Annotated in this window: 11 protein-coding genes; 6 read left to right on the forward strand and 5 right to left on the reverse strand. The window is 58.0% G+C overall.

Translation table 11 applies throughout. The features are described 5' to 3' along the window. Positions 1–105 precede the first annotated feature (105 nt). The 4 genes from holA to Pan97_RS06455 all read right to left on the reverse strand — a co-directional run bounded on the left by holA (position 106) and on the right by Pan97_RS06455 (position 4844). The gene (gene holA / locus Pan97_RS06440; RefSeq protein ID WP_144971299.1) at positions 106–1206 is read right to left on the reverse strand and encodes a DNA polymerase III subunit delta; all 1101 of its coding nucleotides are present in this window, start codon (positions 1204–1206) and stop codon (positions 106–108) included. A 47-nt stretch (positions 1207–1253) separates the two neighbouring features. Continuing rightward, positions 1254–3008 carry a hypothetical protein gene (locus Pan97_RS06445; RefSeq protein WP_144971300.1) on the reverse strand — a complete coding sequence of 585 codons (1755 nt, stop codon included), beginning with the start codon at positions 3006–3008 and terminating at the stop codon, positions 1254–1256. A 153-nt stretch (positions 3009–3161) separates the two neighbouring features. After that, entirely contained in the window at positions 3162–4118 is a 957-nt protein-coding gene (locus Pan97_RS06450; RefSeq protein ID WP_144971301.1) for a DUF1559 family PulG-like putative transporter, read from the reverse strand. Positions 4119–4196: 78 nt separating this feature from the next. Then, the gene (locus tag Pan97_RS06455) at positions 4197–4844 is read right to left on the reverse strand and encodes a bifunctional 4-hydroxy-2-oxoglutarate aldolase/2-dehydro-3-deoxy-phosphogluconate aldolase (protein ID WP_144971302.1); all 648 of its coding nucleotides are present in this window, start codon (positions 4842–4844) and stop codon (positions 4197–4199) included. 890 nt (positions 4845–5734) lie between these two features. Between Pan97_RS06455 and clpX the strand changes: the two genes are divergently transcribed. The 3 genes from clpX (at position 5735) to Pan97_RS06470 (ending at position 9170) form a co-directional block, all read left to right on the forward strand. Continuing rightward, positions 5735–7024 (forward strand): ATP-dependent Clp protease ATP-binding subunit ClpX, encoded by a 1290-nt coding sequence (gene clpX / locus Pan97_RS06460; RefSeq protein WP_144971303.1) that lies wholly within the window; start codon positions 5735–5737, stop codon positions 7022–7024. Between the two features lie 207 nt (positions 7025–7231). Continuing rightward, the gene (locus Pan97_RS06465) at positions 7232–8242 is read left to right on the forward strand and encodes a UbiA family prenyltransferase (protein ID WP_165698641.1); all 1011 of its coding nucleotides are present in this window, start codon (positions 7232–7234) and stop codon (positions 8240–8242) included. 94 nt (positions 8243–8336) lie between these two features. Beyond that, complete coding sequence (locus Pan97_RS06470) at positions 8337–9170, forward strand: sugar phosphate isomerase/epimerase family protein (RefSeq protein WP_144971305.1); 834 nt, start codon at positions 8337–8339, stop codon at positions 9168–9170. Positions 9171–9182: 12 nt separating this feature from the next. Here Pan97_RS06470 and Pan97_RS06475 read toward each other — a convergent pair whose 3' ends face one another. Next, on the reverse strand, positions 9183–10043 hold the full coding sequence (locus Pan97_RS06475; RefSeq protein ID WP_196782301.1) for a hypothetical protein: 861 nt from the start codon (positions 10041–10043) through the stop codon (positions 9183–9185). Between the two features lie 246 nt (positions 10044–10289). On the opposite strand from Pan97_RS06475, the gene Pan97_RS06480 reads away from it, so the two are divergent. The 3 genes from Pan97_RS06480 to Pan97_RS06490 all read left to right on the forward strand — a co-directional run bounded on the left by Pan97_RS06480 (position 10290) and on the right by Pan97_RS06490 (position 13984). Next, a complete protein-coding gene (locus Pan97_RS06480) occupies positions 10290–11612 on the forward strand; it encodes an alkaline phosphatase family protein (RefSeq protein WP_144971306.1) in 1323 nt (440 codons plus the stop codon). Positions 11613–11878: 266 nt separating this feature from the next. After that, positions 11879–13495 (forward strand): HEAT repeat domain-containing protein, encoded by a 1617-nt coding sequence (locus tag Pan97_RS06485; RefSeq protein WP_144971307.1) that lies wholly within the window; start codon positions 11879–11881, stop codon positions 13493–13495. Between the two features lie 12 nt (positions 13496–13507). Further along, complete coding sequence (locus tag Pan97_RS06490) at positions 13508–13984, forward strand: hypothetical protein (protein ID WP_144971308.1); 477 nt, start codon at positions 13508–13510, stop codon at positions 13982–13984. Positions 13985–13988 lie beyond the last annotated feature (4 nt).

Here is a 13988-nt window from a genome sequence, read left to right on the forward strand (position 1 = left end):
CCTCAAGATTGAAGCAAGAGATACCGAGTGGGGAATGCCGAGCGGGTGCTAGCTGCAAATCCTGTCCCCTCCCCCTTGGGAAGGGAGAGGGGACAGGATTTGAGTTCAGCGCTGAGCGGTAGCACGCGGCGGGTCCATCGCTTTGGAGAACGACACGATCATCTTTTCCAACGCCAACCGCCCGCGGGCCTCTTGCGAGTGGCTTCCCTTCAGGGACATGTCGAGTTCCAGCAGTTGCCGATAGAGACGTCCCCCGCGGATTTGACCGAGGGCCAAGAGCCGTCGCTGGGCTTCTTCCAGCGCCTTGGGCCAGTTCGGGAAGCCTGCTTCTTTGAGGGCATCACGCAGGCTGACGGCATCTCCGCGGCGGCGGGCACGTTGATAGATTCGGGTCGCGGCGGCGAAGCGCCGGAGGCTCCAGGCAATCTGGCCATATAGCTTCTGGGGCTTTTCGCCTGCTTGAAAGAGTCGATCGAGCTGGTTCAATGCTTCGGCCGTCTTTCCTTCCACGGCCGCATCCACCAGGTGCCAGATCTCTTGCAACTGGCCACCATGAACCTGTTCGCGAACGAGATCCTCGTTGATGGCATCGTGCGGTTCCACGAAAAGGGCGAGCCGGGCAATCTCCTGGTCGATCAGTCCCAGTTCCGTTCCCAGGAGTTCCACCAAAAGGTGTGCCGCGCCTGCGTTGAGTTTGGCGTGGTGTTCTTCTTTGGCTCGGCGGACGAACCACTTGCTCAGCCCGTCCATATCGAGCAAAGTCTTCTTGCCCGCTTTCTTTTCCGGAGGGTTGCACTGAACCTGAAGACCGACCTCGTTGCACTTCTTATAGAGCCGCGTGTTGGCGGCCCATTTCTCGACGAGCAGAACCAGCACGCCGCCGGGCCGTTTCTTTTCGAGAAAGCCTTCCAGTTCGTCGCGGTAGCGGGTCACGAAGGGGTCGGCATCTTCCACGATCGCCAGCCGGCGGCCCGACGCACCGAATAAGCTGACCGTCGAGACCTCATCCGCCACGTCGACCCACGTCACCAGGTTTCCGGCCAGCTTGCCGTACGGGACGTCGGGATCGTCCCCCAGGACCGCGTCGCGGATCTTCTCCGCAGCAAGCCCGCGCAGGAAGGCATCGCGGCCGAAGATGACGCAAACCGAAGGAATGGACGTCGCGTCCATGTCGAGAAAATCAAACGCGTGAACCGTATTTGCCATGGCACCAAGTTACCCGGTGCCGGGCAATTTGGCTACCAGCGGCAGACCTAACGAATCGTGAACGGCATGGCCGCTTGATCGTTCTGGCTGGAAATCGGTTGCAGCGAGCGAATTTGCGCTCGGGGAACGAGTCCGTCGTTGGCGATGGCCCGCTTCAGGATGAACTCGCCCACGTTGCCGGCGCGATCCCGGGCAGTCGCTTTCAGGAAGATATCGGCCGGAACTTCCGGGGTGATTTTCCAGATGTATTGCCCAGAGTTGGCAATCTCTTCCGCGATCGGCCGCCAAGGGCCATCCGCCGACGAGGCGTAGTACAGCGAGACGGGGCGATCGGCCAGATCGTTGTCGGTAGCATTCCAACTGATATCGAGATGCCCCACATGCGGTCCTTCGCCATACACGACGTTAGTGATCGTGGCGATCGGTTGCGAGAGGTCGACGTTCACCCAAATGTCGGCCAGGTCGCCTGGTTGCGGACGTCGACCAGTCAGGCCGTTGCCCCCTTCGACCACAATGCGGAACCCGTACGTACCCTCGGCCTGAACTTCGACGTCGAATGGGCTTTGACGGTCCGGGTCGGTGCCGCCTGGTTCCCAGGTTTCGCCACCATCGCGGGTCACCCATAGCTCGATCTGGCCAATGCCCGAAGGACCGACCGTATCGACCCCGTAGTTGAGGGCGAACCCTTTGTGGTTGATCGCTTGAGCCGACACGCCTGGTGGAAGACCAACGGTGGAGTTCGCTCGCACGGTGGGTCGGTCTGGCTGGCTGGAAGAGGCGACTGGTGGTTCCATCTTCATGCTGGCAGGCTTGAACCGATCGTCCACATTTTGAGGCAGCGGCGGAGCACCAATGTCGGCTAGCGGCTGCGGCGGCTGAGCACCGGCGCCAGGCTGCAGCGGTGGGTTCTGGGCTTGTTGTTCTGGCCGCGGCAAGGCATTGTCGGTCGGCCATGGCACTGGCTGCTTGGGAGGTTCAGGCATCTCGATCCGGCGCTGCTTGAATGGATCGACGGGGATGTTGCCGCCGACAAGCGAGTCTTGGGCGGGGCCGGCCTGACCTGGGGCTGGCTGAGGAACGCCGTTCCAGCTTGGCTTTTGAGCGACCAGCGGGACCGAAACCGACTGCTGCGCGAAGCCGACGTTGCCTGCTTTGTCGTAGGCATCTAATCGGATCTGCATGACCCGGTCGGTGGCGATCGGAAAGAAACGCGTTTCGCCAGCGATCACGCCCTCCGCTTGATACGCTTTGGAAGCATCGACCTGAACGGTTTGGAAAGGGGCTTGCAGCGAAGATTGATAACTAAGCTGGATCTGGTTCGGGTCGATCGCGGGATCGTGAATCGTCCACTGGGCGATCACCTCGCCACTTTCGAGTGCTTGCGCCTTGAGCGAGACTTGCGGCGTCTGCGTGTCGATGGCAACCTTCAATTCAGGTTTGAAGTAACCGCCGGTTTCGGTGGGGCGTCCGCTGGCATCGAAGGTTCGGATGGCGAACCAATACTCGCCGTCGGCTTTGGCTTGAAAGACGAACCGGTCCTGCTGGGAAGACTGGCGGTGATAGCCCACCCAGTTCGCCCCGCGATCGTTCGAAACCATCAGCTGCACTTCCGGAGTCGAACCCGGGGCATCGACCTGGTAAGGGATGCCAAACTCGGTCTGCCGCGTCAGTACGGGTCCGCCATCGGAAGGCGTCGTGCCAGCGGGCCGATGGGCCTGCGCTGATAGCATGCCAGGGCCCAGTGCCAGCATCGATGCTAGTACGCCAGCCGTGGCAGCGAGCAAGCGTGATTTGGCGAACATGAACGACCCTTTAAAACGATAGAGAACACGACAACACAATCTATCGGTTGTTGAGTCGTCCGCTTGATAGGGTCGCTCTCATGGTACGCGTCAGCGAAGGCTGGCAAACTGTGCCGGTCGTACGGCTCGTACCAATCGCTCAATACGTAACGCTCACGGCCGCTCGAACAGGTCCATTTCATAGCCGACGTCTTCGCTACCGCTGCGTGTGGCCATGCTTTGCAGAAGCGTGATCGAGGTGTTGTCGTCGGCGTGGTAAGTGTCTTCGCTCATCACGCCCAGGTTACCGGTCAGCATCGACTTGTTCGCCGTCATCGAGCTTCGGTTATTATCGATAATCATCGTTCCTTGCGGGCTGTCAAGGTCGTAGTTCGCCGTTGGGTCGGTCCAGTCGAAACCCAGGCCATGCACCTCGACCACCATGAGAATGGTCTCCGGATCGTCGATGGCCTGAGACCGGGTGGTCGACTTCTCGTGCGGGAACATCGTCCGCTTGCCGATCACCGCCGCAAAGTTGGTCGAGGTGGAACCGGCCGTGTTGTCGGTCTCGCTGCGGTAAACGTCCGGCATCCGGGTCGTGACGTTGATGTTCGTGGGCGAATTCCAAGGCTCGTTAAAGTTGTACTGCTGGTAAAGATCGTTGCGATTCAACTGCGGCAGAATCATCACCCGCCACGAGTGTGTCGGCTGCCCGTTCTCATCCGTAAAGTAAGCAGGCGGATACGATCCATGCAGGTCGTGATACGTATTGAGTGCCTGGACGATCCGCTCGATCTTGTCCAGCGAAGCCCGATTCAGACTGTCGGTTCGCATCTGGTTGGCGGCCGGGATGGCGACCCTGAAGATCAGCACCGTCGTCAGAAAGATCACCGAGAAGAAAGCGACCGATCCGCCCAGAATTCCGATCAGCGTTCCCAGGGCCACGCCGCCGTTATCTTCAGACGAGCGCCGGGAGGAGACCCGCGAAAACCCTGGCTCGGTGGCCGATCCCTGCTCGCCAGGAATGGTAATCGTCTTGGCGCACACGGCACACGGTCCGGTTTGTCCAGCATACCGTTCGAGGACCTGCATATGGGTCCCGCAATGAGGGCAATCAAAGGAAATGGGCATGTGCGCTGCGAATTAGGGGAGATGAGTCAACGTCGTTTCGTCTCAATTCATCGTATCGGTCCCCACGGCAGGGAACAACTATTGAGCACGGAATCGCTGAACGATCTCGACATACTGCTGGGCCAGGTCGCGAATACGATCCAGGTTGCCACTTTCAATCGCCGACTTTTCGACCAGTGAACCACCGACCCCCAAAGCACACGCGCCCGCTTTCAGGAACGACTCGGCCGTATCCAGGTTGACCCCTCCGGTTGGCATCATGCGAACCTGGGGAAGGGGACCTTTGAGCGATTTCAGGTAGCTTGGACCGGTCAGGTCGGAAGGGAAGATCTTGACCACGTCCGATCCGGCTTGCCACGCTTGAACGACTTCGGTCGGCGTGAGAGCCCCGGCCATCATCGCCTTGTCGTAGCGATGGCTGATCTCGATGGTGGGCAGGTCGACGATCGGCGAAACGATGAACTCGGCCCCGGCCAGAATCGCGATGCGAGCCGTTTCGGCGTCGAGCACGGTGCCGGCTCCGAGTTGGATCTGGTCACCGAATCGATCGGCGACGTACTCGAGTACCTTGTGGGCTTTGGGAACGGTAAAGGTGACTTCGATTGCCGTTACCCCACCCTCGATCAGGGCCTGAGTCACATCCGCCAAGATTTCCCCATTGTCGGCACGGATGACGGCGACGATTCCCGTGGACGAGATTTTTTGAACGATAGTTTCGCGTGGCATGATCGGGTCGCCCTAAATGGTCTTCAAGTAAGAAGATACGAGTAGAGATAGCCTATCTGCCGGCGGTTGGCCTTGTCAATTTGCCGATTGGGCGGGAGCAATCCGGGCGAATGATTGGACGAGGTTGCCGTTTATGGAAATAATAGTGATTTGAAGGACGGCCTGCGCTATCGGTACGCTTGTGGCATGGGCAGGCAGTGTTGAGTTAGTACTTCCTGGGTCGCGATGGAAAATCAATACCTGCAGTTAGCATTCGCAGTATTCCTATTAGCCGTATGCATCCTAGGATTGGCATTAACGTTTCACCTTCTGAGAAAATGGCGCGAATACTCGGACGAGGACCAACACAACCCCGACACGATGCTATCAAAGTTCCGCGAAATGCATTCACGGGGTGAGCTATCGGACGAGGAATTCCGAAAGATAAAAACGGACATATCAGCCCGAATCCAAGAGCCTGCAACAGTTTCGGAAGAAACGGAAGTCGTTTTTACCGAAGATGCCAGCAAGGCGGATTAGGGATTATTTGTCTGGTTTTTGCGAAACACAATCGCACAAACCAAAACAACGTTTCGTATTGCGAGGTGTGGTGCCTGGGAGGCCAACCAATGAGAGTCACTTCGGTGATTCTCTCTTCGCCCTTGCGAAGCGGTATCAGCGTAGGAAGTTGCCCCTTACACAAGAGCAATCACTGCGGCTGAAGAATACGGCTCGAACTCTTTGCGGACAAGGATGCCCCCAGGCCAGACGGCTTCGATAAGCCATGGCCAGTCGAGCAGCACGTGGAAATAACAACAGCCCTGGCCGGCACAAGCATCAAGAGAATTGCCTCAAGGTTCCAAACCCGCTGCCAGGAAACTGTTCCAAGCGAAGCCGAAAGGAGTTAATTCATGCCCGCAGGAAATGATGTTGGTGGAACTCGCCACAACAGCACCAACAAGAAGAATGCATTTTGCTCGTTCTGTCGCCGCAATTACCGCGAAGTAGGTCCACTCGTCGAGGGGCCTGGCGACGTTTACAACAACGTATACATCTGCGGCGAGTGCATCGACCTGTGCAAAGAGATTCTCGAGAAAGAGAATCGTCGCCGCGGTTCGGGCAACAAGCTGTTCAACAAGATCCCCAGCCCTCGCGAGATCATGGCTAACCTCGACCAGTACGTCATTGGTCAGGATGGCGCGAAGAAGGTGCTGTCGGTCGCCGTCCACAATCACTACAAGCGATTGGTCGTCGGTCACGAAGGTTCTGACGTCGAGATCGAAAAGTCGAACATCCTGCTGGCCGGTCCCACCGGTAGCGGTAAGACGCTGATGGCTCGTACGCTGGCCCGCATCCTGAACGTGCCGTTCGCCATTGGTGATGCCACCACGCTGACTGAAGCCGGCTACGTCGGTGAAGACGTCGAGAACCTCCTGTTGAAGCTGTTGCATGCTGCCGACTTCGACGTCGAAGCTGCCCAGCGCGGTATCTTGTACATCGACGAAATCGACAAGATCGGCAAAACCTCGAACAACGTTTCGATCACCCGTGACGTTTCCGGTGAAGGCGTGCAGCAAGCGCTCTTGAAGATGCTCGAAGGGACCGTCGCCAACGTTCCGCCGCAAGGTGGCCGGAAGCATCCCGAACAGCAGTACATCCAGATCGACACGAGCAACATCCTGTTCATCTGCGGTGGCACGTTCGTCGGCATCGAAGACATCGTCCGTCGCCGCATGGGGCGCAAGAGCATCGGCTTCGGCCAGGCCTCCGGGTTCAAGTCGGATGCCGACTCGGCGGAACTGATGCGAAACGTGACCAGCGACGATATCCTGGAATTCGGCCTGATTCCGGAACTGGTCGGTCGTCTGCCGATGGTCGCCTCGCTGGAACCGCTCGACCTGAACGGTCTGAAGAAAGTGATCACGGAACCGAAGAATGCTCTGGTCAAGCAGTACCAGACCCTCTTCGAAATGGAAAACGCCGAACTCGAGTTCACCGAAGAAGCGATCGAAGCCATCGCCCAGCGTGCCCTGGCCAAGGGTACCGGGGCTCGTGGTCTTCGCTCGATCATCGAATCGGTGATGCTCGACATCATGTTTGATCTCCCTGAGCAAGAACCTGGCTCCAACTACTCGATCACGCGAGAGATCGTTGAAGGTCGAGAGAAGCTTTTCAAAATGCCCGAAACGAAAAGTGCCTAGGTAATTGTCTCCTGCCAAGCCCCTCCTTTTCTGAGTACCCCCGCGTCAATCGCCCGACGCGGGGGTTTTTTTGTGGTTAGTTTTCAGTTTTAAGTGTTCAGTTTTCAGTGAGAGAGCGGCGGGGCGTTCTCGACGCTTTCTGCATTGAATCGTACAATCACTATCCTTATCCCCCTCGCGCCTAAAAAAGCTATCACGAGACGCTCCTTGGACGATTCGACGACATCCCAGACGCCGGTTGACCCTGCCTGGCTTGCGTTTGGCAAGTTGTGCCGGCTGCCGAACCTGTTTACGGCGTGGGCCGATATCTTCGCTGGCTTCTTCATCGTTTCCGCGTTTGCCAACCAGGGGATCGCCAACCTGAACGCCCCGGTCATCTTCCTATGCCTGGTGTTGGCTTCCAGCTTGATTTACTCGGCCGGAATGATTCTGAACGACTACTACGACCGCGACGTTGACGCCCGGGATCGCCCTGATCGACCGATTCCTTCCGGGGCGATTTCCGCACAAACGGCCCTGATCGCGGGCTTTTCGATGTTGGTCGTTGGCACCCTGGTGGCACTTTTGGGCGGCTATGTTTACGTCGACTACGCCGCGATGCCCTGGCGAGGCGGTGCCATCGCGGCATTGCTTTCCGTTTGCGTGGTTGCCTACGACGCGGTTCTTAAACGCACGGTCTTGGCCCCGTGGCTAATGGGCGCGTGTCGCTTTTTCAATATTCTGTTGGGGATGAGCCTATCCAAAGAGCTTCCCTTCAGCGATAGCTGGCAGGTTTTGGGTTACGATATCGGCCAGTTGCTTTTCGCTGGCGGCATCGGCGTGTACATCGTGGGCGTGACATGGTTCGCGCGAACCGAAGCGGTCGTCAGCAGCCGGGGCATGCTTGGCCTGGGCGCGTTTTTGATGCTGGCAGGCATCAGCATGCTGGGAATCGTGCCCTGGTTTCAGCCGTCGATCGTTGACGTCGATCCGGCGAAATCGTTCGGGCTATGGGGGATTTTGGTATTATTGAGTCTGGCCTTGGGGCGTAGAGTGGTCATCGCGGTCTGTTACCCCGAGCCGCGAAACGTGCAATTAACGATTAAACAAGCGATCTTGTCGCTGATTTTTTACGACGCAGCGATTACCCTAGCGGTATGCGGAACGATTTGGTCTGTCGTGATCGTCGCCCTGTTGTTTCCCATGATGGGGCTTCGCCGCTGGATGTATTCGACGTAATGTCGAGGGGCAGTTTGAGCGAGGTAGGCCAGCCTCGCTCGCGAAGAAAAGCAAACCAGTCATCGACGTCGTAAGGTCGAAGGGTTAGTCAGGAATGATCCTAGGTTACAACACGAATGGACTCGCGCATCACGACCCGTTCGATGCCGTGGAAATCCTGGCAGAGATCGGCTACCGTGCGATTGCCCTGACGGTTGACCACATGACTCTCACGCCATTTGGCAACACGTATCTCGCGACGCGGCAGGTCGATCTTCTGGCCAAGACGCTTGAAGAAGCCAAGATGCGATCGGTGGTCGAGACGGGGGCTCGCTTTCTGTTAGATCCCCGCCGCAAACACGAGCCGACGTTCATCAGCCCGGAAGCGAAAGGACGCGACCTGCGCTACGAGTTCATGCGGCACTGCATCGATACGGCCCAAACGCTCAAAAGCGATTGCGTCTCGGTTTGGTCAGGTCGTCTGCTGGACGACGTTTCGTTCGACGTCGCCATGGACCGCCTGGTCGCGTCGCTCGAGCCGGTGCTCGACTACGCCGCCCAGCGCGACGTCACGATCGGCTTCGAGCCTGAGCCGGGCATGCTGATCGATACGATGGAGAAGTTCGACCAGCTGCAGCAGCGGATCGATGCCCCCAACTTTCAGCTGACCCTCGACATCGGCCACTTGCACTGCCAGGGGGAAACGCCTATCGCCGATTACATCCGCCGTTACGGCGACCGGATCGTCAACATTCACCTGGAAGACATGAACGCTGGCGTCCACGAGCACCTGCCGTTCGGGGAAGGGGAGATCGACTTCCCGCCGATATTCAAAGCCCTGAAGGAAATCGACTACCAGGATTGCGTCAACGTCGAACTCAGCCGCCACAGCCACGACGGCCCCAACATGGCAAAACAGTCGTACGAGTTCTTGAAGCCGCTGTTGTAGCGCTGAAGTGAGTTAGCGGTCAGTCTTCCGGAAGACATAGACTTCGCTGATTTCTCGATCGTAGCCAGGATAGAAACCCTTGGGCGTGCCCAGGTCGATTCGTTTACCCCGGTTGGATAACACGAGCATTTCGCCCGCTTGTTCATCGAAGTCGATCCCTTCTATCTCGCCGAAATCGCGAAGTTGATCGAATGCGAGCACGTGCTGAACGTATGCGGCTGTTTCCTCTTTGCTGGCCGGAGCCTTCCACAAATTGTCTGGTTCACGATCGTCCGCATTTCCGTCGTCGGCCGTGATGTAGAGGTTCCCGTTGTGTACGGCGATCCCTTGTTGCCACTGCGGCACCGGTCGCAGATGCAACTTCCCGGCATACTCGCCATCGGATAGCTTGTACCGATAGACGTAGTTGCCGTTGACCCAGTCGGTCATCCAGACCAGGCCATTGGCCTCGTCGACGGCCAGCGCGCTGACTTCCACCTGGCCTGACTCAGGGTTCCATGGGAACGAGCGTTTGAACTTGAGCGTGTTCGCGTCGTACACCGCAATTTGAATGTCCTTGCCGCGGCCTTCTTCAAACCACTCGATTCCCGTAAAGAGTTCTCCGTTGTGTTCGCTGATATCTCCAAAATGATTGGCCCGCTTTTCGAGACCCGTGAACGGATCCTCGTTGGATTTCAGCAACTTTCCTTCTTTGGAGTAGATGTGCAGGGCCTGACTGCCACTGACGAAGTATCGCTCGCCATCGGTGGCGATTCCTTGTCGCCCAGTAACTTCCAGGACGCGAACAAGCTCGAAAGTTTCAGCCGCGGCAAAGCCGTGCCCCACGAAAAGAACAAGCAGGGCAATGATGAAGTGGCAACGACTTGCATGCATGGAACGACGCCTGAGAAAAGTTGTGTCCAACGGGATTGGGTTTGTGAGTAGCGACTTCTTGAGACTTCCTGTCCAGGCGGATTATAGGCCTCGAATTTGGGGGAAAGCAAATTTCTATGTCCGAGCGGCGGGTCTTCGGAGAACAAAACCACGATCTGCCCTGGTTTTCTCGCGTGGGATCTCGGGTTAGAGTGACTTGATTGTCAATGGATTCCCGACCCTGCCCTTACTTAGCGAGCACCTCCCATGGCCGACAACGTTGTTCTTCTTTCCATCCCCGGATTGCGAGCCTCCGACGTTGCCCACATGCCGAACCTTTTGGCACTGACCGAGTCTGGGGACAAAGCCACGCTGGTGCCGAGCTTTCCCGCGGTGACGTTGTGCGTGGAAACGAACATCATGACCGGGACGCTGCCGGTCGATCATGGGGTGGTCGCCAACGGCTGGTACGACCGCGACAAGGGGGAAGTCGAACTGTGGACGATGGGCAACGAGGCGATCGCCCGTCCGCAGATTTGGGACATCCTCAAAGAGCACAATCCATCGCTCACCTCGGCGGTCTGGTTCCCGATGCTGAGCAAACGCTGCAATGCCGATTACGTCTGCATGCCGGCCCCGGTGCATAACCCAGACGGCAGCGAATCGCTTTGGTGTTACACGCGGCCGACCGAGTACTACGGCGAGTTGCTCGAACAATACGGCCACTTTCCGCTGAAGTTCTTCTGGGGACCGCTCGCTTCGATTCCTTCCACCAAGTGGATTTCCGACACGGCCGTGCTGACCGCGAACAGGCACAAGCCAAACTTCTTCTATATCTACCTCCCCCATCTCGACTACCAGGCCCAGAAGCTTGGTCCCGATAGCGAGCCGGCGATGAAGGCCGTCGCCGAGTTGGATGTCGTTTTGGGCGAGATGTTTGCCGGATTGAAGGAAGCCTATGGCGACGACGTGCTGATCCTGGTGGCCAGTGAATACACGATCGTCCCGGTCGATCACGTCACCTATCCCAACCGCATGCTGCGGGAAGCTGGCCTGCTGACGGTCAACAGCGGCGAAGAAGGGGAAACGATCGATTACCGCGGCAGCGACGCATTTGCCGTGGCCGATCACCAGCTTTCGCACATCTACGTCAAAGATCGCGATCAGGCCACCATCGATAAGGTCGTCCAGCTGTTCGAGGGCCAGGCAGGGATCGCCGAAGTTCTGGCCGGCGCCGATCGCGAGAAGTACTTCTTAAACCACGAGCGAAGCGGTGACGTGGTCCTCGTTTCGACCCCCAACAGCTGGCAGGCCTATTACTACTGGCTGGAAGACGCCAACGCCCCCAAGTTTGCCCGGACGGTCGATATCCATCGCAAGCCAGGCTACGACCCGGTCGAACTGCACGTTGACATGGCCACCAAGTCGATCCCACTGGACGCGACCTTGGTGAAGGGTTCGCACGGGGCCCCAGCCAAAACGGATGCTCAACGGGGTGTCCTGCTCTCCAACCAAAAAGGGGTCTATCCGGAAACGCCGATGGCCGATACCGACGTGTGCGACCTGGTGCTTCGGCAGTTCAATATTTAACGCCGAAATCGGTTGTTACGGTTTAAATCGTAGATTGCCGCCGGTTGGGGGTTCGATGCAGGCCTTTTCCTTCCTCGATTCCCCCTGATGGGATGGCCCGTCGTTCTATTTGTAACGATCGCACGGCCACAAGCTGAGGGTGAATTCGATTTCATGCGGTTTCTCACAGCCCATAACTGTGGGGAAAACTAGATTTTCCTGTAGTCGATCCAGGCTCTGGCCTCTTGAAGGCCGAAACCAATCAGACATGCAGCGAGAATCGAAGCGTGCCCTCCGGAATCGAAAAAACCTTTCAGCTATTTGCCAACACGGACAACCATGCGGCGGTCCCTGTTTTGGTCGACGCGCTGGACTCGCCGTATTCCGAAGTGCGCGAAGGAGCTCTCTCGGCTTTGCTGCATCAACGGAACGCCGTGGCGCAGCGGGCACTCGTGCAGCGTTGGCGAAAATTCACCGCGGTCCAGCGTAGTTGGATCGAACTCTCCGGGATCTCGCTCGAAATTGCTTTGCGGGAACTGATCCAATCGACCGATCACGAGCAATTCGCTTTGGGTCTCGAGGTGTTGCACCAGGTTCCCGAGTACGACCTGATCCCGGCCCTCGCGCTGATCGTCCGCGACTCGGGGCATTCCTACCGAGATTCGGCCGGCAACACGCTGGTGCATTTGGCGGCCAGCCTCCGTAAAGCCCTGCGCACCGGCGACAAAAAAGTGGGTGTCGAATCGGTTCGCAGCCGTGCGATCGATTCCCTGGGGGACTGCATCCGCCACTACCAACAGCATGAGTCGGTTGCCCTTCTGGAAGCATTCCTGGTGTTGGTCACCCGCGAAAACCAATTGCTCCGCGAGGCCTGGAACAATACCAAACACCCAGCACACGCCGCGATCATTCGCTTCCTGCGGCATAGCTCGCGTCCCGAAATCATCGACCTGGTGCTCAGTTCGCTCACCGATATGCACCCCAGCATGCCGGTGCTCAACATCGTCGGGCTGCGGCACGATCCGGCGTTCATGTCGGAATTGACGGCCCGGATTCAAGGCAACATGGACGACACCGTCCGGCGCAACCTGTCGAAGCTGAACAAAGTGGCCTGGGCCGACGAGCATCGTCACGTGCTCGAGAAGCTGAACGGCCTGCAGCAGGCAGCTGCCGTGCATATGGCCATGTTCACCTCGATCGGCTCGGAGCGTCTGTATGACCTGCTGCTTTTGATTGCCTGTTCCGAACATTCCAGCGGACGCCTGGCAGCACTGGAAGAATTGGCCAGCTACATCGACCCGCACACCAACGAACTGATCCTCGATGCCGTTAGCGATCCCAACGCAGCCGTCCGTGCCGAGGCCCTGCGTCAACTCAGGCCGCGAGGCATACCCGGTGCGATCAAGCTGCTGCTACAGCATCTGGATAGCCCGCAGCTGATCGTTCAAGATACCGTTCGCAACTCGCTGGCCGAATTCAATTTCCCTCGCTTCCTGTCGGCGTTCGACAAGATGAGCCCCGACGCGCAGAAGAACACCGGCCGCCTGGTTCGCGGCATCGACGTCAACACGCAGCGTCTGCTGGCCGACGAGATGGTCAACGATGCCAGCTATCGCCGCCTGCGAGCGCTGAAGATCATCGAGGTGATGGAAAACCACCTCGATATGGAAGCCGACCTGATCAAGGCTTTGCAGCACGAAGATCATTTTCTGCGAGCCGAAGCGGCCAAGCTTCTGGCTCGCTGCCCTTCGTCCGCTTCGGTGGCCGCACTTCGTCAGGCAATGCTCGATCGTAACGTGCGTGTTCGCGAGAATGCCGAGGCGAGCCTGCGCCGCATCGCTGGCAGCAAAGTGGCTGTGCCGTCGATCGATGTTTCGGTCGCCAGCGAAGAGGTCACTACCTAGGAGCGAAGACCGATGGCACCACTTTGGCAAATCATCTTTCTGGCCGATCAGCAGCCGGTGGACTTCACCGCGATGGGAGAACACTTCCGCGCCGAGAACGCCCACTTCAATCTCCCGCATTTCATCATCCTGGCATTGGTTGTTCTCGTAATTGCTTCGCTCATCTGGGCACTGACGCGCTGGCAGGAAAACGAGAATGCCTGGAAAGTCGACAACCCGCAGCGGTTGTTCTCGGACCTGTGCAAGAAGCATGACCTGAGCAGTCACGACGCGTCACTTTTGAAGAAGATTGGCCGCGAGCTTCAACTGACTCAGCCGGCCAGCATGTTCTGCGACCCGAGCGTTCTCGTTTCAGCGATGAAGCTGGAAAAGTTCCACGACCTGCACGGCGAACTGACCAAGCTCGGAGAAGCGTTCTTCGGCTACCATCTCTGGAAACAGGCCATCGCCGCCGACAAGAGTGTGCACCAGGACGCTTCCCACGGCTAACACA

This window comes from Bremerella volcania (assembly GCF_007748115.1).
Classification (GTDB): domain Bacteria; phylum Planctomycetota; class Planctomycetia; order Pirellulales; family Pirellulaceae; genus Bremerella; species Bremerella volcania.